The sequence below is a fragment of the Streptomyces sp. SDr-06 genome (genome assembly GCF_003324565.1).
Lineage (GTDB): Bacteria > Actinomycetota > Actinomycetes > Streptomycetales > Streptomycetaceae > Streptomyces.
The window spans coordinates 1-25,561 of sequence record NZ_QOLA01000043.1; the positions used below are offsets into that span (position 1 = coordinate 1).

Annotated in this window: 20 protein-coding genes and 2 pseudogenes; 14 read left to right on the forward strand and 8 right to left on the reverse strand. The window is 67.1% G+C overall.

Annotation, left to right across the window (positions count from 1 at the left end):
- Window positions 1-324 precede the first annotated feature (324 nt).
- Entirely contained in the window at window positions 325-702 is a 378-nt protein-coding gene (locus DT019_RS38020) for a hypothetical protein (RefSeq protein WP_189390302.1), read from the reverse strand.
- Between the two features lie 930 nt (window positions 703-1,632).
- Here DT019_RS38020 and DT019_RS38025 point away from each other — a divergent pair.
- The 6 genes from DT019_RS38025 (at window position 1,633) to DT019_RS38045 (ending at window position 8,057) form a co-directional block, all read left to right on the forward strand.
- The gene (locus DT019_RS38025) at window positions 1,633-2,637 is read left to right on the forward strand and encodes a DNA-binding protein (RefSeq protein ID WP_317617856.1); all 1,005 of its coding nucleotides are present in this window, start codon (window positions 1,633-1,635) and stop codon (window positions 2,635-2,637) included.
- A gap of 327 nt (window positions 2,638-2,964) precedes the next feature.
- Window positions 2,965-3,429 (forward strand): TnsA-like heteromeric transposase endonuclease subunit, encoded by a 465-nt coding sequence (locus DT019_RS41190; RefSeq protein WP_411292775.1) that lies wholly within the window; start codon window positions 2,965-2,967, stop codon window positions 3,427-3,429.
- A 2-nt stretch (window positions 3,430-3,431) separates the two neighbouring features.
- Complete coding sequence (locus DT019_RS41195) at window positions 3,432-3,728, forward strand: hypothetical protein (protein WP_411292776.1); 297 nt, start codon at window positions 3,432-3,434, stop codon at window positions 3,726-3,728.
- 38 nt (window positions 3,729-3,766) lie between these two features.
- Window positions 3,767-6,004: a DDE-type integrase/transposase/recombinase gene (locus tag DT019_RS38035; RefSeq protein ID WP_114041575.1), complete on the forward strand. Its 2,238-nt coding sequence runs from the start codon at window positions 3,767-3,769 to the stop codon at window positions 6,002-6,004.
- Window positions 6,005-6,129: 125 nt separating this feature from the next.
- Window positions 6,130-7,107: a TniB family NTP-binding protein gene (locus tag DT019_RS38040; protein ID WP_223279975.1), complete on the forward strand. Its 978-nt coding sequence runs from the start codon at window positions 6,130-6,132 to the stop codon at window positions 7,105-7,107.
- Window positions 7,108-7,211: 104 nt separating this feature from the next.
- Entirely contained in the window at window positions 7,212-8,057 is an 846-nt protein-coding gene (locus DT019_RS38045) for a TniQ family protein (RefSeq protein ID WP_189390304.1), read from the forward strand.
- 653 nt (window positions 8,058-8,710) lie between these two features.
- Here the strand turns inward: DT019_RS38045 and DT019_RS38050 are convergent.
- From DT019_RS38050 to DT019_RS38060, 3 genes are all read right to left on the reverse strand, one after another.
- Window positions 8,711-9,271 carry an Imm1 family immunity protein gene (locus DT019_RS38050; RefSeq protein ID WP_114041577.1) on the reverse strand — a complete coding sequence of 187 codons (561 nt, stop codon included), beginning with the start codon at window positions 9,269-9,271 and terminating at the stop codon, window positions 8,711-8,713.
- 204 nt (window positions 9,272-9,475) lie between these two features.
- Window positions 9,476-10,033 carry an Imm1 family immunity protein gene (locus DT019_RS38055; RefSeq protein ID WP_147267409.1) on the reverse strand — a complete coding sequence of 186 codons (558 nt, stop codon included), beginning with the start codon at window positions 10,031-10,033 and terminating at the stop codon, window positions 9,476-9,478.
- Window positions 10,030-13,989, reverse strand: coding sequence for a DddA-like double-stranded DNA deaminase toxin (locus tag DT019_RS38060; RefSeq protein WP_223279972.1), 3,960 nt, complete (start codon window positions 13,987-13,989; stop codon window positions 10,030-10,032). Before DT019_RS38060 ends, DT019_RS38055 begins: the two co-directional genes overlap by 4 nt.
- Window positions 13,990-14,602: 613 nt before the next feature.
- On the opposite strand from DT019_RS38060, the gene DT019_RS38065 reads away from it, so the two are divergent.
- Both DT019_RS38065 and DT019_RS38070 read left to right on the forward strand, forming a co-directional pair.
- Window positions 14,603-15,112 carry a hypothetical protein gene (locus DT019_RS38065; protein WP_147267410.1) on the forward strand — a complete coding sequence of 170 codons (510 nt, stop codon included), beginning with the start codon at window positions 14,603-14,605 and terminating at the stop codon, window positions 15,110-15,112.
- 211 nt (window positions 15,113-15,323) lie between these two features.
- Window positions 15,324-16,874, forward strand: a complete 1,551-nt coding sequence (locus DT019_RS38070) for an FG-GAP-like repeat-containing protein (protein ID WP_114041580.1) — start codon at window positions 15,324-15,326, stop codon at window positions 16,872-16,874.
- 364 nt (window positions 16,875-17,238) lie between these two features.
- Here DT019_RS38070 and DT019_RS38075 read toward each other — a convergent pair.
- Window positions 17,239-18,491 (reverse strand): IS3 family transposase gene (locus tag DT019_RS38075; RefSeq protein ID WP_114041581.1). Its coding sequence is split into 2 segments (ribosomal slippage): window positions 17,239-18,209 and window positions 18,209-18,491, totalling 1,254 coding nucleotides; the frame shifts between segments, so codons are not numbered across the junction.
- Between the two features lie 92 nt (window positions 18,492-18,583).
- The gene (locus tag DT019_RS38080) at window positions 18,584-19,132 is read right to left on the reverse strand and encodes a hypothetical protein (protein WP_223279973.1); all 549 of its coding nucleotides are present in this window, start codon (window positions 19,130-19,132) and stop codon (window positions 18,584-18,586) included.
- Window positions 19,133-19,380: 248 nt separating this feature from the next.
- Between DT019_RS38080 and DT019_RS38085 the strand changes: the two genes are divergently transcribed.
- The 6 genes and pseudogenes from DT019_RS38085 to DT019_RS38105 form a co-directional block, all read left to right on the forward strand.
- Window positions 19,381-19,794, forward strand: coding sequence for a hypothetical protein (locus tag DT019_RS38085; protein WP_114041582.1), 414 nt, complete (start codon window positions 19,381-19,383; stop codon window positions 19,792-19,794).
- A gap of 670 nt (window positions 19,795-20,464) precedes the next feature.
- Window positions 20,465-20,713 carry a hypothetical protein gene (locus DT019_RS38090; RefSeq protein WP_114041583.1) on the forward strand — a complete coding sequence of 83 codons (249 nt, stop codon included), beginning with the start codon at window positions 20,465-20,467 and terminating at the stop codon, window positions 20,711-20,713.
- A 93-nt stretch (window positions 20,714-20,806) separates the two neighbouring features.
- Window positions 20,807-21,559: pseudogene (locus DT019_RS38095) on the forward strand (IS256 family transposase); the annotation flags it as partial.
- 225 nt (window positions 21,560-21,784) lie between these two features.
- Entirely contained in the window at window positions 21,785-22,222 is a 438-nt protein-coding gene (locus DT019_RS40985; RefSeq protein WP_317617857.1) for an IS110 family transposase, read from the forward strand.
- Window positions 22,201-22,869, forward strand: coding sequence for a transposase (locus tag DT019_RS40990; RefSeq protein ID WP_317617858.1), 669 nt, complete (start codon window positions 22,201-22,203; stop codon window positions 22,867-22,869). The genes DT019_RS40985 and DT019_RS40990 overlap by 22 nt, the downstream gene beginning before the upstream one ends.
- A 16-nt stretch (window positions 22,870-22,885) precedes the next feature.
- Window positions 22,886-23,409, forward strand: a pseudogene (locus DT019_RS38105) (transposase); the annotation flags it as partial.
- 84 nt (window positions 23,410-23,493) lie between these two features.
- Here DT019_RS38105 and DT019_RS39250 read toward each other — a convergent pair.
- Both DT019_RS39250 and DT019_RS38110 read right to left on the reverse strand, forming a co-directional pair.
- Window positions 23,494-24,084 (reverse strand): hypothetical protein, encoded by a 591-nt coding sequence (locus DT019_RS39250; protein WP_147267411.1) that lies wholly within the window; start codon window positions 24,082-24,084, stop codon window positions 23,494-23,496.
- A partial coding sequence (locus DT019_RS38110) for a polymorphic toxin-type HINT domain-containing protein (RefSeq protein ID WP_262985365.1) occupies window positions 24,081-25,561 on the reverse strand: 1,481 nt, incomplete at its 5' end. The genes DT019_RS39250 and DT019_RS38110, both read right to left, overlap by 4 nt.

Below are 25,561 nucleotides of genomic sequence, written 5' to 3' on the forward strand. Positions count from 1 at the left end.
GATCTCCCGCGGAGCGGGTCCCTCAGCGCTGCGCGCTGAGCAGAGACCGACCCCGCTTCGCGGGGTCGGTCACCGGGTTCGCTGCGCTCCCCGGTGAACGGGGTTGCTGCGCAACCCCGTTGCCTCGCGTTGCTCGGCCAGTCCCTTCGGGACTGCAAGTCCCGCGCTTCGCTTGAGACTTGGCCTCGCGTTGCTCGGCTGGGTGGGTTCGCTGCGCTCCCCCACCCTGGGGCTTTCCGGCTTCGCCTCCAAGCCCGAGGCCCGCAAGCGGGCCAGTCTGGCTGCAAGAAGGCAGTTCGACCGGGGTGGGTGATGAAGCCGGGCTCACGGAGACTTGGTCGGCCAGGCCGAGGGAAGGCTTGTAGCCAGCCGCTTCGCGTCAGCCAGCCCCTCCTTGGTTGATTCAACTTGGGCGGCAGAGAAGCAGCCCGGGTTCGCATCCATGATCTTCACCATGGTCTCAAAGGCCTTCACCTGCTTCTCGTTCAACTCCCGCGGCGGATCCGTGTGCGAACCCACCACGGGCTTCGCCTGCTCGCTTACCTTCAGATGCGCCGCATCGCAGTCGGCCTCCCCGCCGGCAGAAGCCGTTGAAGCCGAAGCCGAGCCAGAAGAAGCAGCCGGGTTGGAGCTAGCCTCGCTACAGCCGGACAGCGCAGCCAGCATGACCACGAACACGCCAGACACCACAAACGAACGCATGACCCCCCCAGTACATGACAGCGAGAAGCAGATCATGCCATGGCAGGCTCCCTGCCGTGGCGGATGAGAATCTGCAGCACCCTGTCCATCAAGAACGTCATCGCTTGTCACGATCAACGCCCGCAGCGAGTTGTCATCAGCCCACCGATGAATGATGCAGCATGTAGCTTTGTTGGATCTTGGCGTAACCCGGACAGAGGACCCCCGTCCCAGGTGTCGAGGATCACCGAAACTGCGCAGCGGCGGTCAGGCATACGAACACCGCTGGTCAGAAGGCCAACGAACCCCGATGCTGCGCAGATTCAGTGAGCCGACCCATCGCCAAACCCGCTCACCCCAACTGCACAACCCCAGGTCAGAGCCTTGACGACTGCTCAGTTTCACTGACCGGCGACAGTCGCACTTGGCTGATATCTCGTCAACTAGCTTCCATAGAAGTGGGGTTGGGATCTATAGAGCTCTCTTTCTAGGGGAAACGGGCGGAAGCTCCTTTGTGTGCACCGTGTCTGCGAGAACCTGGACACCGTGCTGCACACGAGCATCTTGCGGGTTGCCCCTCTCACTGGCGAGACAACGTGGTCGTTCCTGTGCCGGGTCGCTGCCTCGTACGGGATGGCCCCCGGGGCGCTTCTGCCGTGGTGGGAGCAGACGAACGGCTGCCCGCGGCATGCGGGCGGTGAGCCGCGGGCAGATGCCGAGGTCCTCCTCAACCGGGCCGGTCAGCAGATGCTCGCCCGGTTGTCCGGGGCCGACGGGGGAAGCCTGGCGCGCGCCCTGCCCACATGGCCGCTGGGGCCGGCCGCCTTTGAGGACAGGGCAGAGGGTGAGCGGCCGTTGCTCAGGTGGCAGACGGGCTCGGCTGCTTGGGGGCCGGTGGCTTTCGGGTGCCGGCTGTGTACGGCACGGCGTACCGGGGCCGGGGTGTGTGTGATGCGGTACGCGCAGCGGTGGGAGCGGGTGTGTGTACGCCACGGGCGGTGGGCTCTGGACGCGGACGCCGATCAGCTTCTCGAGCATCTGGATCTGCGCGGCATCCCGGACGTGGCCGTGGCGCAGCGCCGGTGGTTGGGGGTGGCCCGGCACGCGGCACGGGCGGGAACTGATCCGGGCGAGGTCTTCGGTCTGGCTTATGCGGTGGTGGCCCGGTGGTGGGAGGGGGCCTACGGGTGGGAGCGGGAGGAGATCTGGCCGCGCCGCCTGCACCAGGTCGCGGGCGGCAACGCAGGGATCGATCTGGAGCGTTGGCGGGTGGTGGGGCGGGACGCGGTGACCTTCCCAGAGGTGGTGGCGGTCGCGGATGCGCTGCTGGATCCGGCCATGGCGCAGCTGGTGTGGGCCGACAGCGGGGGTATGCGGCCGAGGCCTCATGGTGCGGACGGAGTGTTCTGTCGCCGTCTCGGGGAGAGGGTGGGAAGGCCGTGGCTGGGGCCGCTGATCGCGGTCGATTACGGGGGCCCGCTGATCGCGTGGATGGGGACGGTGGTGCGTCTGCGCCGCTATCCGCAGAAGCGGCCCGGGTCGGATACGGGGTTCGAGGAGAACCTGTGGGGGGTGCGCCAGGAACACCAGCCGCCGACGATGGCCGCTGGGCTGCGGGTGTTGGCCAGGGAGAAGAGGATGCCCGGGTCGGGGACGAACTGGCGGGCCGCGGTGCCGGCTGAGCAGCGCTTTGTGATCACCAATCTCCTCGGTGAGGCCGAGGAGCAGCTGCAGCAGTTGCACGGCGCTCAGGTCGGCACCACCGCGGAGGTGGCCCGGTCCATGCTGGAGGGTCTGAGCCATGGCACGGATCTGCTCGACCAGGTGCTGCTGCGGGTCATGGTGGCCGCCGTGAACGCCGGAGTGCCACTGGAGGAGGTGGCCCGGTGGGCTCGGCTGTCCGCGGACGAGGCGGCAGAAGTCCTCGGGACGTATCAAGAAGCAGAGGGCCCGTAGCCAGTGGAGACAGACGGCTGCTGGTGGTTGAGGACGCGCCCGCGTCACGGCTGCGGTGCGGGCGGGCCTCGCCCTCGTGGGACAACGGGCCCGTATCCCATCGCGTGGTGCGGTGGGGCCAGAACACGAGAACGGGCCCGGCGCGGGCCGGTACGGACCGTACGGGAAGCGGCGTCGCACGGTTCGCACTTCCGCTGAGAATCACCATTCTGAGTGGGACGGGCGGTGTTCGCGGGTTGTGCACGGCCGGTACGCCTTTGGCTGTCCGGCGTGAAGGACGCGGAGTTACGTGTGGTGCCCGGTGTGCTGCTGGGGGGAGGCTCGGGCGTGGAGGTCGCTTTCAGCAGTCCCGCCGGGCAGGTAGGACAGCTGTCGTGGGAGCAGGCGGTGGCATCGGTGCGGTTCGAGGAACTGGCGCCGGTCTCGGCGTTCCCGGTCGTGCCGGGGCGGCGGTGGGGTCCGGGTTGGTGGTGGTCGGCGAGTACAGGGCGGCATGTGGTGCACGGTTCGGCCGCGATGTGCACGCAGCTGATGGTCTTGGACCGGGACCCGGCCGTGACCGGCCTGGCTGGCAGGCCCGCTCGGTTCGTGTGGCGGGACGAGGCGGACGGCCGGGTGCGCTCGTGGATCCCGCAGTTGTTCGCCCGGTACGCCGACGGCACCGGGCTGTTCGCGGACTGTCCCTCGGATCCGGCCTCCAGCGGGGCCAGGGCGCAGCGGGCAGGCGCCGTGCTGGAGGCGGCGTGTGCGCGGGTGGGGTGGGCGTACCGGCGACTGGAGCCGTCGCCGTAGTGGTGGCCGGGAATCTGCGGTGGCTGGCCGGCTACCGCCATCCCCGGTATCGGGGGCCGTCCGAACTGCAGGCGGCGGTGGCCGAGGCGTTCGCCGTATCGCGGCCGCTGTTCGAGGGTGCGGCGTCGGTGGGTGATCCGCTGCAGGTCTTGCCTGCCGTCTATCACGCGTTGTGGTCGGGGCAGTTGGTGACGGGACTCGATGAGCCGTTGCATGGCGGATCGCTGGTGGGTGTGCCTGCCGGTGGTGGCCCGGGGCGTGGGTCTGAAGCGGGGATCGACATGTTGGGTGGGGAGTGAGCGCGGTGGGTGGCAGTAAGGGGAAGGGCCGACGTCCGGTGGTGGAGGTCGGTGTGCACGTCGTCTACCAGGGGCGGACGTTTCAGGTGGCCGCGTTGCGGGGGCAGCAGGTGTCTCTGCTGGACGAGGGCGGCGCGGATACGTCGTTGCTGTTGAACCGGTTGTTCGCGGATCCGGGCTTTGAGGTGGTGGGTGCGCGGGCGGCGGATGCGGTGCCGCAGTGGGGGTTGTTCGAGACGGTGCCGGTGGCGGAGCAGCAGCGTGCGTTGGCGTGGCTGCCGCACATCCGGGAGGTGGAGACCGGGTGGCCGCATCCCGAGGGTGGCCGGGAGAGGCAGGTGATGCGGGAGGAGTACGACCCCGAGCGGTGGACGCTGGCGCAGCGGGAGGCGGCCAAGGCGAAGGAGATGACGGCGCTCGGGTTTCCGCGGGTGACGCGTCTGACGGTACAGAAGATGCGGCTCGTGTATCGCAAGCAGGGGTTGTGGGGGCTGGTTGATAAGCGCACGGTGCCTTCGCGTGGCCGGTCTTTGACGGGTTATGCCGATGAGCGGGTGGTGGCGGCGGTGCTGGAGGGGTTGCGCCGGCAGCGGGGTCGGTCGAAGGGAACGGTGAAGGGACTGCAGGTGCTGGTCGGGCAGATCCTGGAGGAGACGCACGGGCGCGGGGTGGTGGAGATGCCGTCACGGTCGTCGTTCTACCGGCTGGTGAGCGTGCTGGCGGATCCGGCGGATCGGCTGGGATACGGGGCGCGGACGGCCACCGCGCCGGGTCGGGGGCCCGCGGCGCCGGTGGTGTTGCGGCCCGGAGAGCAGGTGCAGATCGACACCACCCGGCTGGACATCATGGCCGTACTGGAGGACGGAAGCCTGGGACGTCCTGAGCTTTCGATCGCGGTGGACGTGGCGACGCGGTCGATCCTGGCGGCGGTACTGCGGCCGCACGGCACGAAGGCTGTGGACGCGGCGCTGTTGCTGGCGGAGATGGCGGTTCCCCGTCCGGCGAGGCCCACCTGGCCGGCAGCGTTGCATCTGTCGCGGGCGCAGGCGCCGTATGCGCGGATGCTGTCGCTGGATGAGCGGCTGGAAGGGGCGGCGGCCCGCCCGGTGATCGTGCCGGAGACGATCGTCGTGGACCGCGGGAAAATCTATGTCTCCGAGAGCTTCGTCGCCGCGTGCGAGACGCTCGGGGTGAGCGTGCAGCCGGCCCCGCCGCGGCGGCCACAGGCCAAGGGTGTGGTGGAGCGGACCTTCGGTTCGATCAACGACCTGTTCTGCCAGCACGTTGCGGGCCATACCGGGTCCAGTGTGCTGCGCCGGGGGCGGGACGCTATGGCGGAGGCGCAGTGGACGATCCCGCAGCTGCAGGACTTCTTGGATGAGTGGATCGTCTGCTGGCAGAACCGGCCGCACGAGGGCCTGCGGCACCCGGTGCTGGCCAAGACGGTGCTCACCCCGAACGAGATGTGGGCCGCTCTGATCACCGTGTGCGGGTACGTGCCTGTGCCGCTGGCCGGTGCCGACTGGCTGGAGTTGCTGCCGGTACGGTGGCAGCCGATCACCGAACGCGGCATTCGCATCGACTACCGCACCTACGACCACGAAGTCCTCGACCCCCACCGAGGCCGGCGCTCGGACGCCGTGGTCAAGGACGGCAAGTGGGAGGTCCACTACAACCCTCACGACGCCCGGCAGCTCTGGGTACGTCTGAGCGACGAGCAGCTCCATGAGATCCCGTGGATCCACCGCGACCACGTCCACCAGCCGTTCAACGACCAGATGTGGCGTCACGTCCAGGGTGAAGTCGCCCAGCGTAGCGACCGTGAACAGCACGAGGCCGACCTCGCCGACGCCCTCGACCAGCTCCTGCGCCGCACCCGCGCCAGCGTGGGGAAGCCCCCGAAGCGGCGGGGCCGCAAGAGCCCCATCACCGCCCCCGGCCCCGCGGCCGTGTTCGAGGGTCTCGCCGCCGGTCTGCCGGTATTACGCCAGTCGGCCGCCCTGGATGACCGCCGGCCTGGAGAGCCTGACACCGCGCCACGTGCCGTGCAGGACGGCGTGGCAGACCTGGCAGAAGGCGAAAGAACGATGCAGAGCGGGCCGGGCGGAGGGTGGGAATGGGAGGACGAGAGCCTGGACGACCTTGCCGCCACGGAGACGACGGCCAGGACTGGCACGGGTACGCCGGAGGGAGCAGACACCGGCACAGCAGCGGCTGATGCCCGTGGCGACGGGTACGGGCTGTGGGATGCCGAAGCGGAGGCCGAGCAGTGGTGAGCAGCCCTACGGACACGAGAGAGGCGTCGATGAGCGGTGCCGCATCGACCGCGCACCGGCCGGCGGACGCTGCGGTGAGCACCGAGGGCATCGCGGAGTGCGACGGACAGGCGCAGGCCGGGGCAGTGACGGTGTGGGACGGGTTCGCCCGCTTCGCCACCACACCCGTCGTTACTCCTCCTGGGCCCGGGGCGCCCGCACGCAGCCTGGCCGAACGCCTGGCCTACCACTCGCAGTTCGTCACCGTACGCACCCCGGCGATCGACATGCTGGCCAAACAGGTACGCGCCCTGATGCTGCTGGGCCGTCACCAACAGGTCACCGCACGCCCGTCCCTGATCGTCACCGGCCCCGCCGGGGCCGGGAAGACCACCGCGCTGCTCCAAGTAGGACGCGCCTGCCACCTCGCCCATATCCGCCGCCAGGGCGAGTCGGCCGCGGGCGGGCAGGTCCCGGTGGCCTACGTGCTGGTGCCGCCCGCCGCCAGTGCCAAGACTCTCGCGCTGGAGTTCGCCCGCTACCTCGGCATCCACGCCACCGCCCGGATGTCCCAGGCGCAGGTCGTCAACAGCGTTTGCCACACGTACAGGCAGGTGGGTGTGCGGCTGATGCTGATCGACGAGATCCACCGGCTCAACCCCCGCACCACCACCGGTGCCCAGAGCGCCGATCTCCTCAAAGACCTCACCGAGCGGATCGGCGCGACGTTCGTGTACGCGGGCATCGACGTCACCAGCACGCCGTTGTTCACGGGGGTACGCGGGGAGCAGCTCGCCGCACGCGCCAGCCTCGTCGACTGCGATCCCTTCCCCGCACGCGACGGCATGCACGAACCGTTCAAAGACCTGGTCCGGGCACTGGAGAACGCACTCGACCTACGCCACCACCGCCCCGGGAGCCTGGTCCGGCTGGCACCGTACCTGCACGCCCGCACCGCCGGGCGGATCGGATCGCTGACGCGGCTGGTCAAACAGGCCGCCCTGACCTCGCTGTTGGACGGCACGGAACGCATCACGAAGACCACACTCGACCAGGTCCGCCTCGACCACCTCGCCGAACAGCACTACCGGCCCCGGGTCCCGACCAGATCCGGCTCCCGGTGAACCAGACCGCTCTCGCAGCCCCTTTGAGGGCCGCGCCCGATACTGCGCGAGGCAGCGCACCCGTAGCTGGGGCATGGGCCCACATCCCGCCCCCGGCCGCGGGCGTGTCCCGGGTACGACCCCTGCCGTACGAAGCGACCGCCTCCTACCTGAAGCGCCTCGCCGGGTTCTACCGGCTGACGCTGTCCCAACTCCTCGACGGCTGCGGCATCACCCTGAACGGACACGGCACCACGCCCACAGCCGAACTGGCCCTCTCCCCCGCCGCCGCCCACCACATCACCATCCTGAGCCGCATCCCGATGAGGCACCTCACCCACGCACTGCCCCGGCTGCCCCACCCAGGCAGCCCCGGCCCCGGGCCGACCGCGCACTGGAAGCCCCTCGACGCCCTGCACCGGCCCGTGGCCGCCTGCACCCTGTGCACACGGCGCCACAGCCAGGGCACGACCGGGGCCGCATGGATCCACCGGCCCTGGCACCAACTGGTCTGCCCCCGCCACCACCAGGCCACCCCCGACCCCAGGCTCGACACCCCGGTCCACACCAAAACCGTGCCCGAACTGGTCACGGCCCGCCACGCCCACAGGCGGCTGCTACGACACCCCCGCGGCAAAAGCGCCTGGATGACGGCACGTGCGATCACCACCCGCTGGTACGACCAGCAGCAGCACCTGACCGAACGGTGGCACCACCGGCTGAACCAACTGATCGTGCTGAACACGCACTTGGACCGTGTGGGAAACGCATCAGCCGTGCTCTTGGCCCGTGATCTCGTGATCTACCCCGAGACCGTCGTCCTCGCCCGCACCCTCGCCGCACTCCCCCGCTACCGGACACAGCGTCCACGCGAGGCCCTCACCGCGATCGGGCACCGCCTCGGACTCTCCCGGTTCACCCCCACCACCAGCGACGCACTGGCCACCTACCTCACACGCACACGCCACTGACCAGCAACAACGGGCACCACACACGACCACACCCCGCTGCTACCCCTCGACGCACCATTCCATCGACAACAAACCCAAGATCAATCCCACCCAACTACAAAACCCCAGACCACCACCCCGAACAACCAAACCGAACACCCCTTGCCAGGCCCGTCCCCGACCCCTCACAGCACGCCCGCCTCAGCCCAAAATCCCAAGCCCACCAACGGAACACCAGGCCACAACAACCCCACTACTGCAGAACTACAGCTCCGTCACATCTGCTTAGGTCGACAGGGTCGTGTTGGGTGAACTTGGTTTCCTGGTACGTGAGTTGTCTGCCTGGTGGGTTCCTCTACCTGAGCGGGTTCCTGCCCGCGGGGGTTCGGGGAGGTTTTCACCTTCTGGGGGTGTCTCTGGAGCTGCGCATTGTGCAGTTGTTCCGGGCGGTTCTTGACTGACCATCATGGCCAGTACGAGCGGTGAGAAGCCGTCCGGGCATCTGCGGGCGGAGGTGGACCCGAGGGATGTCGATGTGCGGTTCATCGGCACAGACGGCTGCAGGGAGCAGCGGCCGTGGCTGGTGGCGGCTTCCGGGCTGGTGCCGGCGGAGCCGGTTCGGGGTTTCGCGGTCAGGCAGGGGAAGCGGCTGGCTCCGGGGTGGTGGTGGGCGGCTACAACGGGCCGTCTGGTGGCCCAGAACCCCGTGTACGTCGATTCCGAGATCCTGATCGACGTACACGTACCCTATTACGCCATGGGACATATTCCGGGCGTTCCCCCGTGCGGGCCCTGCAGAATTCTTCGAGGGCACTGCGGACTTGGGCCACAGGGATGGCAGCCTCAGGCGGGTAGTAGCTGGGCGTTCCTGGATCGAAGATCAGCTTGGGGTCGAACGATGGAGGGGTGGGATTTCCGGACGTCCAGATGAACCTGGAAACGTGTTCTTCATCGGCGCCGTCAGGCGTATCGGGCGTCCACCATCTCAGCGCCCCATATCCGTTCCGGGTGTTCACCGTGACGTAGAGGAAATTCCTTGCCCACCTCTCATCTGTCTCCTCAGGGTACTTTCCCTTGACGATACTGACCACCGCCTTCTCAGGCATGATGGCATATCCGTCCGGGGTGGTGGACCCTTGCGGCAGGTCGTTCATGATGTGGTCAATGAGCGCATCGACCTGGCTATCCGTCCTGGCATAAACGGGACCTTCATGTGTGGTGCCAAGAACTATCATGAGGCTATCGTCCCTACTTCCTCTTAATCGCACCTTCGAGTGGAGCGCCTATTCAAAGCAGCCTTGAGGGTCGCGTGAATTGCGGCGCACGAGGGAAGCGTTGCGCGGATATAAATTCTCCGATATGCCTGTGACGGTCCGCCAGTTGCACTGGCGGACCGTCACGATTGAGTCTAGAGGTGGGGGTTCTTGCGGGCCGAGCCTCTAGGCAACACTATCTACGATCCGCTCGCCCGTTTCCTGCCCCTTGACCCATTGGATACAGGTCGGTCGTTCCCCTGTCCCAGTACGGCAGAATTCCTCAATTGCTGCACGAACCTGAGAACCTGGAAGAGCGTTTCTGATGTCGTGGTAGGAAGGGCCTTCTGGATCAATCAGGATTTCCGGATCAAAGTCGGGCGGACTCTGACTGTCAGACACCCATGGCCAATCCGCCATGTCACTGTTTGTCTTCTTATTGATCTGCTCGGCTCGCCCGGCATTCACCATCCAGGCAAGCCCGCCGTACCCGTTCTTGAAATTTATTGTCACGAGCAGACTGTTGTCTGGATAGCCTTCCCACCATGCGGGGTCGACGCCTGCTGGGATCTCGGCCTCCGCGAATCCAAAGAAGGCAGTTTCGCATTCAGATGCGGATCTCGGGGGCAGGTCGTTTTGCCTAGGGCGGCCAGCGAGGAAGGAGTCGATGACTGCAGACATTTGCGCCAGGCCGTCCGCACATCGGTACTCGCCGAAGAAATGAGCTACGAGAATCACGTTCACCGCTTTCCGAGAATGATGACCGGGTTTCGAGCTCCAGGATAGTACACCGTGAGCGAGGATCCCTTGGATAGGATTGATTCGACAGCGTTGGTGCAGTTCATTCGATTACTGCAGACGCCGTTACTGTTGTTGATCACAACGGTAGCGTGGGTGATTCCGTTCTGCTTCATCAGTGCGGCGTACTTCGTCTCTACATGCGTGGCGATGTTGAACTTAGTACCAACGGGCTTCCCCCCGTAAAGAGGGGAAGGCGAGGTGCGCAGGTACTCACTGGCTACCGGATAGAGGTCGTCTTCCCCGCTCAGGAGGTCATCGTACTTTCCGCCTAGGCCGGCAATGCGCTTACCGTTTGCGTCCCTCAGTGCCCCCTGAGTTTTGTCACCGGTCTTGAGGTAGGGGCGAAGTCCGTCAAAGATCTTGCCGACCCAGATGGGGCAGCTTTCGTCGTTGTTATGGACGAGGACGTTGGTGGTGCCGGTGTTGACGTAGAAGGTGTGGAGGTCGTCGACCGTGAGGTCGTAGGCGGGCTGAAGTCCCGTCCAGTGGCTGGTGCTGCCGATCTGTACTGCGGTGCCGACAGGGGTGCGCAGGGCGTCGCCGACCCGGAGGTTGACGGCGTCGATCCAGCGCTTGCGGTTCTCCACCCAGTACGGGTGGTGATCCGTCGAGGTGAGACCGGATCCGTCCGCCAGGGTGACGTCGGTGAAGTTCCGGTCGTCGGGGGTGTGAATGGTGCGTGTGACGGTGCGGGGGCCGGTCTCGCCGGTGGCGGGGTTGGTTGCGGTAACACGATCCCCTGGCTGGATCTGTTCAATGGGACGGCCGGTGCCGTCAGCCATGAGGACCCGGGTGCCGGCAGGGAAGCTGTGAGTGGCCGCGCCAACGAGGCAGCCGACGGAACGCCGTGTTTTGCGGTAATCCTTGAGGGCCTCGACACCGTCTTCGATCTTGCCGAGGAGCTTCACCTTGCCCAGGGGCAGCACACCCGCGACGGCCATGGTGCAGCCGAGCGCGGTGGGGTTCTGGATGCACTCCTTGATGTCGTTGAGGCCGGAGAGCTCCCAGATGATGTTGCGCAGGACGGGTTCGTCCTCCCACACCCGAAGTTCGGAGTCCTCGGGGTGGGCGAGGCACGGCATGATCGGCAGCAGGCTGTCCCGGCTGGCGTACGGGATGCATATCCGCTTGGGCTTGCCGTCCTGCTGCCGCTTACGGTCCTCCATTTGCTGCCGGAGGGCCTCGTTGGCTTCCTTCTCGCGGAGGTTGAAGACTGTTTGCCAGGCGTCCTTGGACGCGGCCTCGGCTTCGACTTGGCTCTTGCCGGCGGCGAGGGCGGACTGCAGGGCGTCTGCCTTGGCGGCGTTGGCTTTCTGGGCGGACTGGCGGGCGTAGGCGGCTGAGAACTCGGCGTCGGCCGCGGAGTTCTCGGCGGCGGTGGCGTCCTGTTCCGCCCGGGTGGCGGCATCGCGTGCTGTGGCGGCCGACTTGGCCGCGTCGGCTGCCGAGGCGGCGGCGGCGTTGGCGGACGCGTTGGCGTCGGCCGCATACCCGGCGGCGGCCGCGGCGGACTTCTTCGCCTCGGCCACAGCTACGTCGGCGTCTGCCGCGGCGGCCTTGGCCTTGGCGGCGGCTTCGGCGGCGCGCCAGCGGTTCTCCATGGCCTTGGCGGCAACCTGCTGGCCTTCGGCGAGAAGACGTTCGACGAGGTGGATGTGGTTGGCCGCCAGGTCGTCCTTGCGCTGGGCCATGTACTGGCCGGTGGTGACGAAGGCGTGGAGCAGGTCGGGCGGGCCGGCCAGTGCGATCTTGGCAGCCGCCTTGACCTCGGGGCCGCCGGTGTTGGTGAGCCGGGCGGCGGTGACCTTGTCGTCGGTGATCCGCTCGCTGTACTGGGTGACTTGCAGGAGCGTCGCGAGTGCCTTGCCGCTGCCGTCGGCGAGGGTCTTTTTGGCGGCCTCGGCGACGCTGGGGCCGCCGGTGTTGGTCAGCCGGGCGGCGTCGACCTTCATCTCGTCGAGGGCGACGGTGTACTGGCCGCTGGTGTAGAAGCCCTGGATCTGTTCGGGCGTGCCCTTGAGAGCATCGGTGGCCGCGGTGCGGACGGCGGCGTAGGGGCTCTGGGTGCTCAGGCGGACGACGTTCTCGCGGATGTCGTGCTGGCCGGCTTCTTTCCAGCGGGTGCGCAGGTAGTCCAGGACGTCCTGGTCGGTTCCGGACAGTGCGCGGGCGGCGGCCTCCTGGTGCCAGGGGCCCAGCTGCTTGAGTGCCTTCATGGCGAGCTCGCGGCCCTTGGCCGCGGTGGCTTTGACGTCCACGTCGGGCTGGGCGGCCGCTTGGGCCAGGGTGGCGGCGGTGTCGTTCAGGGAGAGGGCCTCCACCTGGGCCGAGGCGGAAGCGGCGATGTGGGCCTCGCCGGTGGACTTGAGCGACCGGGCCTGCTCGATGGCGCCCTCGGTGCGGGTCTGCAGGTCGACGGCCTCCCCCTCGCGGGCGAGGGCGAAGATCTCCTTGGCCTTGGTCACCGCTGTGCCGGCTGTCTCCGCCGCCAGCTTTGCGGCATCGGCGTTCTTTTTGGCGCGGTCGGCGTAGGTGGCGGAGTCTCCCGCGTGCTGGGCTGCCTCGTCCGCGAAGTCGGCTGCCTTGTTGGCGTGTGCGGCAGCCGAGTTCGCGCAGTCACGGGCCGCGAAGGCGGCCGTCGCTGCGCGGTCGGCGTAGGCGGCGGAGCGGTCGGCCGCGGCGTTGGCGGCGTTCGCGTGCCGCCGGGCCTCGGTCGCCGCCTGGCGGGCCTCGGAGGAGTGTGCTCCCGCGGCGTCCGCGTAGTTGTTGGCCTCTTCCGCCGCATCAGCCGCGTCGTTGGAGTTCGAGGCAGCGCTCTTGGCCGCGCTCGAGGCAACCTTCGCGGCGATAGAGGCCAGCCCTGCCTGGTGGGCGGCAGTGGCGGAGGCAGTTGCGAGTTGCGCTGCGGCCCGCGCCCCGACGGCTGACTTGCGTGCGTTCTCCGCCTCGTCGGCGTTGCCGGATGCGGCGATGGCCGCGTTGTAGGCCTTGTTCGCCGCGTCGGCGGCGCCTGCGGCGGCAGCGGCCGTCTGGGAGGCGGCGAGCGCTGCCCTGCGGGCGGCACGGTTGGCGGCGTTCGCTGATCCGATGGCCTCCTGCGAGGCCTGGGCGGCGGCCCGGGCGGCGTTGGCGGCTTCCTTTGTCTTGACCGCGGCCTTCTTGGCGTCGGTCTTGGCGCCCTGCATCTCGGCAGCGGCCTTCTTCGCGGCCGCCTTCGCCAAGTTTGAGGCCTCGATCGCCTTCTTGGAGTCCTCCTCGGCCTGCTTGGTGGCGTCTTCGGCCTGCTTGCCCGCTTCCTTGGCCTGCTCCGTCAGCTGGGCGACCGAGGCGTACTCCTGGTCCCGGTTGCGGGCGACGAACTGCCCGACCTCCAGGAACTCGGCAATGTCGTCGGGCGTGCCCCGAAGTGCGACTATCGCAGCCGCCTTCACGTTCGGGCCGCCCGTGTTCGTCATGCGGGCGACATCGACCTTGTTGTCTTCCTGACGGGCCTCGTACTGCCCCGACGCGAGGAAGCGTTCACGATCTTCCGGCGTACCCTTGAGGGCTTCCATGCCCGCCTCGCGCACGCTGGAGTCACCGAGGGTGATCATCCGGGCGACGTCGACCTTGGCGTCTTCGTCCTGCGCGGCCTCAAAGCCGTCGAGCAGGAACCTCTCCAGCTCACTGGGCGACTTGAGCAACGCGTCCTTGGCGGCCTGCCTGACTTCAGGCCCGCCCGTCATCGCCAGCCGGGCCGCGTCAACCCGGTTGTCGTCGTACTGGATGGACGGCGCGTCAGCCAGGAATTTGCGGATGGCATCGTCACCACCCAGCAAGGCTTCTTCCGCGGCCTGCTTCAGATCAGGACCGCCGTTCTGCCAGTAGCTCACAATCTCGCTGCGCGCGTCGGCCGGCACTGCGGGCGCCTCGGCGGCCAGCGCGCTCGGGGCCCCCAGGAGCCCTGACACCAGGCCGGTTGCCAGCAGAGTTCCGAGCACGCGTCTGCGTGCCGAGAAAGGTTTGAGTGTTCCCAAGCCAAGAGACCGGGACGGTGTACGCCGTTTCATACGGCGGGCCCCCTAATTTGACAGTGCAGTTGAAAAAGCAGCCCAGCCCGTGGGGAGGAACCGGCGAGGAGCAGAGAATTCTTCTCCGGCTCGCGCACGAGCACCTTCCTGCGATCGGCGCGACAGCAATGCCGAGATACCCAACCGAGCCAAGCCGGATGATCGTACAGCCGACTGCACGCACGGGTACGGCCGGGGACTACAGGGAACGGTGTCTGACAGGCACCCAGGTCGCAGAACCGAGTACAGCATCCACGACGGCAGATCCAGCCGCACGAAACCGGCCACCGGATACGATCTACCGCTTCTTCAAAGGGACTTGAGAAAGGTTGTATGGTGTATTGAAATCGTTCTGAGATGCCCGTCACAGACGGGCTAACGCGAAGCCGGATCTCAAGTGTGATTCACTCTCGGGGACTTGATGGGATTCTTATGTCCCGTCTCTGATTGTGAAAGGCCCCTCATGGCTATATCCCGTGTACGCAAGATGCTGTTGACCGGGCTGGTGTCTGCGTTCGCGGTGACCGCGACAGCCCTCGGAGCAGCACACGCGGTGACCGGCAGCCCCTCACCGGCAGCAGCAGCAGCCGGCGATGAGATGCCCTCCACGACCGAGGACTTCAACTACCCCGACGCCGCGAAGATCCAGGCCGAGAAGGGGATCACCCTCAAGCGCGGCGACGGACATATCGTCCTGAGCTCCTGCGACGGCACCGAGGACATCAAGGTCCTCAGCAAGACCGGACAGAAGGACTACTGCTTCGCCGTCAAAGCCAAGGCGGGCTACGTCACGCTGGAACTCGCCCGGGCCTACGGCATCTGGACCAAGGCCGCCCCGGTGAAGACCACCATCAAGGACCCCGACGGCGACACCACCGTCATCAACGCACCCGCCAACGCCTTCACCGGCTACGGCGAAGCAACCGCCGAGAGGATTCCCACCTCTCTCATCGAACTCCGCGTCACCGGCTGACCGCCACCGCCGGACCGGTGCTCCCTTCCCGCACCGGAAGACCAACGGGCTGCCGAGCCGGCCTGTTCACCAAACTGCAGTGCAGCGCATCCTGCGGCTACACCGCAGGAACAGCCGCGGCCCAGCAGCTTTGACGCCCCACCAAGGGAAGCCGCTCGCCGCTCCGGGGCATGACCCGCACCCCCGCACACATTCTTCTAGAAGGACCACCATGTCTGGAAAGAGCCCACGCGCCGCGTGGCTCACTGGCCTGTTCGCCCTCACTACGGCGGCCAGTCTCATCTCTGCCACCCCTGCCGGCGCTCTGTCGGGCGCCGACGCCAAGGACGGCGATCTCGACTACACCGTCAGGCTGAACTTCGGGGACAAGCAGGGCTGTTCGGGCGCGCTGGTCGAGGCGCAGTGGGTGATGACGGCAGCGTCTTGTTTCGCTGACAATGGTCAGCCGGCGAAGTCCGGCAAGCCTGCGGTACGGACGACGGTCACGGTCGGCCGCCCCGACCTCGGACCGGCGACTGGCAGCACCGTGGATGCCACTTATGTGAACGTGCATCCGGACCGCGACGTGGCACTGGTACAGCTGGCCTGGCCGATAGCCGGGGCCAAGCCCATCAAGCTGAGCACATCGGCTCCAGTAGCCGGTGAGCAGCTGCAGTCGGTGGGCTTTGGGCGCACAAGGACCGAGTGGGTGCCGAACAAGCCGCACTCGGGCACCTTCACCGTCGCCTCAGTCGACGGCGGCTCGGTCGGTCTGAACGGGTCAGACACGGCGGTGCTGTGCCAGGGGGACGCCGGAGCGCCCGCAGTGCGGAACGTCAACGGCACCCCGGAGCTGGTAGCGGTCAACAGCCGCTCCTGGCGGGGCGGCTGCCTGGGCACCGACCCGGCCGAGACCCGCACCAGCGCCCTCGACACCCGCATCGACGGCCTGGGCACCTTCATCCAGCCGCTGAGCAACACGACTTCGTTCCGGCCGCAGCTGGGCAAGCTGCTCCCGGATGCCACCACCGTGATGACGGCGGGTGACTTCAACAACGACGGGCGCAGCGACCTGGCCATGGTCCTCAAGGACGGCACGCTGCACACCTTCGCCGCCCGCCCCGACGGCACCTTCGAGTACGGGCGCAAGCTGTGGACGGATGCCAGCTGGAAGGCCGCCACCAAGATCGTGGCTGGTGACTTCAACGGCGACGGCCAGATGGACGTCGCCTCCGTCTGGAACGACGGCCGCATCCGCCTTTATGCGGGGAAGACGGACGGCACGCTGGCCGACGGCAAGCTGCTGTGGACGGACACCAAGACCAACTGGAACGACATGCTCCAGATCGCCCGGTTCAAGCCGGACACCTCCGGCCGCGACGGCCTGCTCACCGTCTGGTCCACCGGCGACCTGTACGCCTACCCCACCACCGGCGACGGCGTGCTGGGCAACTCCCAGAGCATGTGGAAGGACCCGTCCTGGAAGGTCGCCTCCAAGCTGACCACCGGTGACTTCAACGGCGACGGCCGCGACGACGTCGTCATCACCGACGGCGCCGGAGCACTCGTGCGCTACGGCAACGGCAAGGGCGGCCTCAGCGACGGCGTGTCCATGTGGCCCGACAAAAGCTGGAAGAACGTCCAGGCCATCCTCGGCGGCGACTTCGACGGCAACGGCAAGACCGACCTCGGCAGCCTCTGGAACAACCAGCAGAAGTTCACCGTCTACCAGGGCAACGGCGACGGCACCCTCTCCGACGGCAAGGACGCCTGGACCCGCTGACCCACCCGCAGCACGTGAAGGACAGCGCCTGCCGCGCTCCCCTCACGTGGGTGATGCGCTGCCTGCCTCCAGCGGCTCCCACCGCTGGAGGCTCAGTCCCGGCCGACCGCAGCCAGCGCTCAGAGCCAGAGACTCCTTGACCTCCTCAAGCGGTCGGCGAGCGCGGCAATCAGATCGTCCAGTTTGTAGGACGTGGCCGGTATAGCGAATGCCGCTGCGTGTGGGCCACGGCGTAGAAGTCCGTTCGTAATCAAGAGCCCGCCCGCTTCAAAAGATGCGCAAGCCCGGCCTTGAGTCTCCGCCCGAGGGCCGCTCCACGTATCGGTGCACCAGCCAGTGAACCGTTCCGGGTTCGGTAGAGATCTCAGATGTTGGGTGTGACCTGGGGTTTCGTGGTGTTGAGGTAGTGGTTCGCTTCGTACTCGACGGGCGGGATGTGCCCTATCTCACCGTGGAGTCGGCGGTGGTTGTACCAGTCGACCCATGCGGCGGTGGCGAGCTCGACCTGGGCGAGCGTTCGCCAGGGCCGCTGCGGCTTAATGAGCTCGGTTTTGTACAGCCCGACGGTCGATTCCATCAGGGCGTTGTCCAGGGCGTCGCCGACCGATCCGATGCTCGCCGCGATGCCGGCGACGTCGAGGTGTTCGGCCAGCTTGAACGATGTGTACTGCGACCCGGCATCCGAGTGATGGATCAACTCACCGCGAGTGTAGGGGCGTTGGTCGCGGTCGCGTTGCCACAGGGCCATCTCCAGCGCGTCCAGGACGAGCAGGGTCTCCTTCGTGGTGGCCGCCGACCAGCCGACGATGCGGCGGGAGAAGGTGTCCACGACGAACGCGATGTAGACCACGCCGGTCCAGGTTGCCACGTGGGTGAAGTCCGCGACCCAGCAGCGGTTGGGTGCGTCGGCGACGAAGTCACGGTCGACCAGGTCCGGCGCCCGGGGTGCGGCGGGGTCGGTGATCGTGGTGATCACCTTCTTGCCGCGGACGGCGCCGGTGATGCTGAGCTCGCGCATGAGGCGCTCGACGGTGCAGCGGGCCACGGGGTGGCCCTTCCGGTTCAGGTGCCGCCAGATCTTTCTCGCGCCGTAGACGCGGTAGTTGGTCTCGTACGCCTCTGTGATCAGAGGCTTCAGCTCCGCGTCGCGGACGGTTCGAGCCGCGGGTGCGGCCTGGCGTTTGTGGTGGGCGTAGTAGGTGGAGGGGGCGATCTTGCAGGAGTGCTCAGTGAGGACTCGGCAGATCGGCTCGACGCCGCCGAAGCGCCCCTTGTGCTCGTCGATGAACGCTACGAGCGTGTGTGTGGCCGGTCGAGCTCGGCCGCGAAGAAAGACGCCGCAGCCTTGAGGATCTCGTTGGCCCGCTTCAGCTCGGCGTTCTCCTTCTTCAGCCGCTTCAACTCGGCCGGCTCCTCCGTCGTCGTCCCCGGCCGGGCGCCGGCGTCGATATGGTCCTGCCTGACCCACTTGCGCAGCGTCTCGGTCGTGCCGATGCCGAGCTTGGAGGCGACGGCCTTCATCGCGGACCACTCGGTGTCGTACTCCGGCCGCACCTCGGCGACCATACGGACAGCTCGTTTGCGCAGCTCAAGCGGGTATCGGGAAGGACGTGCCATGACTCGATCCTCTCAAATGATCGAGTCCCTACCGAACCCGGAACGGTTCATACGGCACTTTGGGCCTGGCTGCGGCACCAGAATGACACTGCTCACCCGTCGAGGTCAGCCAGGGCCCAGCGTCGGCGGCCACCGTCGTCCTGATCGGTGTCCGTCCCGCAGGAGACGACACCGCGCGCGGTCACCTGGCGCAGCAGGTCCTCGCCCTCGGGGCCTTCGGGCGTGTGACCGCTCTGGTGCGACAGGATGAGGATGAGGGCCTGGTGGTCCTGGTCGGCCAGGTGCAGGCTGATCCGGCGGCCGCCGTCCGACAGAGCGGCCCGGGCCAGCAGGACCGTCACCTCGGTGATGTTCGCTTCCCGGGCGGCGTCCAGCCGGTAGCCCCACTCGGCCAGCTTCCCGATCACGTGCCGGCCTGCCTTGGCGGGTGACCACGGGGCGTTCTCCAGCGTCCAGTTCGCCGCCCTGCGGTTCGCGATCCGCGCCGCCAGCCGCGGCCGAATCAGTACGGCCCCGGGCGCAGCGCCTTCGGGGCGTGGCGGCTCGACTGGCTTCTTGGGCGGGGGCGGGGTCTTCGGCGGGTAGTCGGGGCGATGGCCGTCCTCGCCCTCGGCGCCATCGGCGTCCAGCGGAACGGTCACAACTGCCTCCCCACGAGCGGGCGTTCAGGCCCGGAGGCCCGTGCCGTTCATCGTAGGCCTCGCCTTGACGCCAGGAGGGCAGATGTCCCCATTCGTACCCGAACGCAGCATGGTGGGCTGCCGACCAGGCAGAGTCTCTGCCACGCCCGGATGGGGATCTGTCCCTCTCTTTGTGGAGATCGCCAAGGGGGCCACCCACACGCTATGTTGAACGAGTTCAAATACTTGGGTTGTGGGCGGGGTGCGGAGTGTCGGTCGACGAGGAGGCCGTGCGCAGCGGCGTGCAGAGTGAGCTCCGGCAAAAGGGCCGTTGCGTGCTGACGTATGTGCTCCTTCACGGCGCGGCGTGGCTCGCGATCTCACAGACAGTCGGTTGGGAGGACTCGTTCCTGCAGACCATGGAACTGGGAGCCGGCCTGCTGGTGTTCATCGGCGGCCCGAGTCTGCTCGTCGCGCTGGTCGCGACATCGGAGCACCGCCGGATGGACATGGTCCAGTTCCGGGTGCTGCTGGGCATGTTCCTCATCTTGTGCGCGTGGCCGCTCGTCGGCTGCAGCACACCCGAGCCGCTCCTGTTCCAGGTCACGGCACAGATCGCCTTCGCCGCCCTCGTCCCCACACCACTCCTCCCCGAGCACTCAACCGGGCAGACCGGCCAGTGAAGGCAGAGCGGGGCATTTGGGCAGCCACGCACCACCGGCGGGAGGCGCGGCGGCCGCGCTCCTTGCGGGATCCGCAAAGACCTGGAGCAGGCGAGTAAGGAAGGCAGGCATGTGGATGCGTACCTCGGCAGGGCGGCTGTCTGTTCTGGCAGCCGCGTTGGCATGGGCCTGTATGGCTTGTGCCGATGCAGGCGGGGAGTCGGTCCGCGTTGACCAGTCGGCGCTTGCGGGCGAGTGGAGCAGTCCGGGCGGCGCTCGCCTTCATCTGGGAGCCGACCGGGGAATGACAGGGACAAGACTGAGCCGCGCGATGCTCGGAGGAACATCCTGCCCCGATACCGTCGCGGGGCGTTGGAGCTTCTTCAGCGCCCCCGACCACCTGGGGGGCTCGGGCGCCGACGATGCGCTCACCAGCGGTGACCGCGTCGCACTGAGCATCGACGGCCCGAAAGAATCCTGCCTCCTGTCGGCCCAGGTCCGACGGGACGGCACGGTCCTCAGCCTCTGCCTGGTCGAGGACCCTGATTCCGGCTGCTCAGCCAAAGAGCTCCTACGGCCCGTTCCAGCGACGGCAACTGGACGGGCACCGAAGTGACTCACTTGCGGGTGGCCGCGCCCACACAAGACGCGTGCCACACGCCTTTCATCGCCCGTCAAGAACTGGGGAGCAATGATGGCCTTCGGTGAACTGCTGACGCTGGCAATGCTCGGCATGGCGCTGGCGGGGCTGACCGGGGCCGTGCTCGGCATCTACGCCCTGACCTGCAACCGCGTACCAGGACGATGGTTCGCCAGGATGGTCCGGAACCCCAGACTCTGGGGAATCGGCGTGCTGTTCATGACCGCCGGCTTTGCCTATGTCTCGGTCCTCGGACTCGGAATCATGGTCACCGCCCACACCGTCAGGCTCACCAGGTGACCAAGACCGTCAATCAAGCGGCCGGGGAGCAAGGGCGGGGTCTGTACCGTCAACGGTGGATCTTCGAACAGGAAGTAACACCTGATGACAGACGTGATCGTCTCGGCTGAGGCCGTCGAGGAAGTGCAGCCTGCCGGGGCACCGGATGCTCTGGATGACCAGTTGATCAGCCAGCTGGTGGACCGGGCGAAGGCCGACGGGATCAAACTGACCGGCCAGGGCGGGCTGCTGCAGCAGCTGACGAAGAAGATCCTCGAGTCGGCCCTCGAAGGCGAGATCACCGACCACCTCGGCCACGACAAGCACGAGAAGACGACCAGCGGCAACACCCGCAACGGCATCCGGTCCAAGACCGTCCTCACGGAGGTCGGGCCGGTCGCCATCGACGTGCCGAGGGACCGGGAGGGCAGCTTCGAGCCGCAGATCGTGAAGAAGCGGCAGCGCCGGCTGACCGGCGTCGACGAGATGGTGCTCTCACTGTCCGCCCGAGGGCTCACCCACGGCGGGATATCCGCCCATCTCGCGGAGGTCTACGGAGCCGAGGTCTCCAAGACCACGATCTCCACGATCACCGACAAGGTGCTCGACGGCATGCACGAATGGCAGAGCCGGCCGCTCGATTCGGTCTATCCGGTTCTGTTCATCGACTGTGTGCACGTGAAGCTGAGGGATGGTCAGGTCGCGAACCGGCCGATCTATGTCGTGCTGGCGGTCACGGTCGAGGGCACCCGGGAGATCCTGGGGCTGTGGGCGGGCGATGGCGGCGAGGGCGCCAGGTACTGGCTCCAGGTCCTCACTGAGATCAAGAACAGGGGCGTTGACGACGTCTGCATGGTCGTCTGTGACTGTGAGGATGATCGTGTTCCGCACGGGGCCGCGGCTTGACCCGGTCTGCGACTGACCAAGGTGTCCTGAGTGCCGATCTGTCGGCCCGGTCCCGTGCGGGGCTCGCTGCCGCCGGCCCGGCGGGCGTGTCCCGATAGGGGCCTTCGCGACAGGCACCCTCACAGTCCTGACCGCCCGACCGGTCCGGTGGCGGCCATCCGCCCGCGAACCGATCGAGACAGGCACATGACCACCTCCAGCATGCCGCACAACGGCGACACCGCACAGCCCGTGGACTCCACCACCATCGTGCTCGGCGTTGACACTCACAAAGACGTGCACGTCGCCGCTGTCGTGAGCGTTCTCGGTGCCTTGCTGGGCACCCAGTCGTTCCCCGCCACGGCCTCCGGGTACCACCAACTCGCCGACTGGGCACGTTCGTTGGGAGTCATCAAGAAGGCCGGCGTGGAAGGCACCGGCTCCTACGGCGCCGGACTGGCCCGGCACCTGGCCACCGAAGGCATTGAGGTCATCGAGGTCAACCGGCCCGACCGGGCGGCCCGGCGCCGCTCGGGCAAGACCGACGCGGTCGACGCCGAGGCCGCCGCCCGGGCCGTGCTGGGCGGACGGGCCACCGGGCTCCGAAGAGCAAAGACGGCCCGGTGGAGGAGCTTCGCGTCCTGAAGGTCGTCAAGGACTCCGCAGTCCGCAACCGCACCCAGGCCATCAACCAGCTCAAGGCCCTGCTGGTCAGCTCACCGGCCCAGCTGCGCGAGTCCCTCACCGGGCTTTCGAACCCGGCGCTGTTCAAGGCGTGCGCTGCCCTGGATCCGCAGGCGAGCGCGGTGCACCAGGCCCTGAGCCTGCTGGCCCACCGCATCAAGCAGCTCTCCGCCGAGGCCACCACACTCACCCGTCGCATCTCGGCAATCATCCAGGCCCACAACCCGCAGTTGCTCGAACTCACCGGCGTCGGCCCGGACAGCGCGGCCATCCTGCTCACAGCAGCCGGCGACAACCACGACCGTCTCCGCGACGAGGCGTCCTTCGCCGCTCTGTGCGGTGTCAGCCCGGTCGAACGCTCCTCCGGCAAGAACCAACGCCGACGGCTCAACCGCGGCGGGAACCGGCAGGCCAACGCCGCCCTCTACCGCATCGTGCTCTCCCGCCTGCGCTGGGAGGAACGCTCCCGCGCCTACCTCCTGCGACGCACCGCAGAGGGCAAGACCAAGCGGGAAGTCATCCGCTGCCTGAAGCGGTACGTCGCCCGCGAGATCCACCGAGCCATCGCCTCCGCTCCGCTGCCTGTTCCCGACAGCCCCGCGGCTTGACATCCATAGGGGCATCGGCCTGAAGGGCCTGCCGGACGCGATCGCGACGGTCTGGCCGCAGGCGATCACGCAGACGTGTGTCGTTCACTTGCTGAGGGCGTCGTTCCGTTACGCGGCCCGGCAGGACTGGGACAAGATCTCGAAGGCGCTCAAGCCCGTCTACACCGCCCCGACCCAGGACGTCGCCGAGGAAAAATTCCTCGAGTTCGGCGACGCCTGGGGCAAGAAGTATCCGGCGATCGTGAGGCTGTGGGAGAACGCCTGGGCCGAGTTCGTGCCCTTCCTTCAATCCGACAGTGAAATAAGGCGAGTTGTGTGCACCACGAACGCCATCGAGTCGGTGAACGCGCGGATCCGCAAAGCCGTCCGCTCCCGCGGGCATTCCCGAACGAGCAGGCAGCGATCAAGTGCGTCTACATGGCCGTCATGAGCCTCGACCCCACCGGGCAAGGACGCAAACGCTGGTCACAACGCTGGAAAGCCGCTCTGAACGCCTTCGAGATCACCTTCGACGGCCGACTCTCCGCCGCCCGCCGCTGACCCACTAACAACTCCAGAACCACCGTTAACTTTACGGACCCCCGCCAGATGCGTAATCTGGCGGGGCTTCTGGCTAAATCGAAGCTAGCTCGTTCGATCGATCAAGGCGTCGATCTGGCATATGAGTTCTAGCCATTCCTTCATCGTGGTTGCGAGTTGTGGATCTTTGATCCGCGGCACGGCCCATTCCAGTTCCAGTCTGACGGACCTCATTGCCAACCATGCGTCCCGATCTAGCCCGAGGTCGGTCTCTTGCCAGCGCCCTCCGATGCGCAGTCGCTCGGCAAGTTTAGACGCCTCGAATCGCTCCGACGGAAGACACGCCAGGACACGCCGCCCAAAGTTGTCCGGACTGAGTTTCGGATGCTCAATGGTCCAGCCAAACCGATCAGCTGTCGTTACATAGACACCTAGCCAGTTGACCCCCATGAACGCCGGAATTCGCCCTGCTTCAATCGCAGCGATCACGAACTCGACGGCACGGTCGAAATCCCCCTGCGGGTGATTATCCGGATCAGCGAGCGCGTATATTGCGTCCGTCTTCAGCAAGTCATTGACTGCACCCCAGGACTGAAGATGCATGCCTGCTGGCATGTGTGCGGCTATCCACGCGCGATAGTCCGCCGGACTATCGGCACGTAGCCTCTTATACAGGTCTAGCGGTTCGGTCGTCACGGCCGCGGCTCTCCCCCAAGATTAAACGTTACGCTATCCGGAACATGCACGCCCGCATTCCTGAACGCGTCCACGCCATTCTGCAATGCCTGAGCAGCCTGATCTTCATAGGGAAGATAATGGCCCGTCCTGTTATCGAGATTTATTACTTGCCCGTTCGATACGCGAACACCTCCAGCACCGACAACATCAGCCCCTCCTGTGAGCACCGTATGGTTGAAGCCCCCCTCAATTATTCTGAGTTTGCCAGCCGTATCGACCGACCAGATGTAATTCCCACTCCCGGCCATGGCCGCGCCGAACTCAGAAGAACCAGCTTCCAGCGGGGCGGCGCCGACCAGTTTCATCAAACCCATCTCGCCCTCAAGACGCTCCGGATAGCGATTGGAAGATACTGGACCGCAATTGTGGACCAGAACCGGCGTCGATCCGGCCAGCACATAGTACGTGTGGATGTGGTCGACGGTGAGGTTGTACGTGGTAACGGCGCGGTGGTAGTTGCGTACGTTGACGACCGTGGTGAGGGTGCCGTCGGGCTGGCGGAGTTGTTCGCCCGGTTTCAGGTCGGCGGCGTCGACCCATTGCTTGCGGCTGGCGTCCCAGTACGGGTGGTGCTGGGTGGAGGTGATCGTCTGGTCGCCGGTGGAGGTGTGGACCGTGGTGTCGGTGAAGTCCTTGTCGATCAGGGTGACTTCGACGTGGGTGACTTTCTCCGGCTTGGTGGTGTTGGTGAGCGGGTCCGTGGCCTGGACGGTGTCGCCGACCTTGACCTGGTCGATCGGGATGGTGGCGCCGCTGGCGAGGAGTACCGTCGTCGGGGCGGGGAAGCTGTCGCATCCGGGGGACGATGCGGGTTCCTGCTTGCCGGCGGCCGCGCCTCCCTCGCTCTTGGCGGCCGCAGCGGCGGCTTCGCCTTCGCCTCCTGCCTTGCCGGCGCCGCCCTTTGCTGCCTTGGCCACCTTGGCGGCGCCGGCCACGACTGCTGCTCCGACGCCCAGCACGGATAGTGCTTCGGCGCCTGCCCCGACGGCGGCTCCTGTGACCCCTGCGGTCACCCCGAGTTCAAAGCCTGTGGCGAATCCTTCCGCGGCGGCCATCAGTACGCCTGCGCAGGCTCCCGCTGTTGCCGCGATGCATCCGACGACGACGGAGACGACGACCACTGTGACCGCGATCTCCAGGACGTGGTCGGCGGCCCAGTCGACGGCCTTCTGCCACCAGTGGTGGTGCTTCTTCGGCTTCGGCTTGCTGACGTATGTCGTCTTCGGCTTCGGCTTGTCGTTGACGGTGGCCCGGTTTCCGTCGGTGTTGGCCGTGCCGTCGTTGTTCCAGTCGTCGGGGTAGCAGGCGGCGCCGCCCTCGCCGCACATCTGCATCAGGCCGGTCGGGTCGCTGCTGGTGACCGGGGTGTTGCCCGAGTAGGCGTAGCCGTTGATGGACTGGGGGTTGGTCGGGTCGAGGATCGGGTCGACGGAGA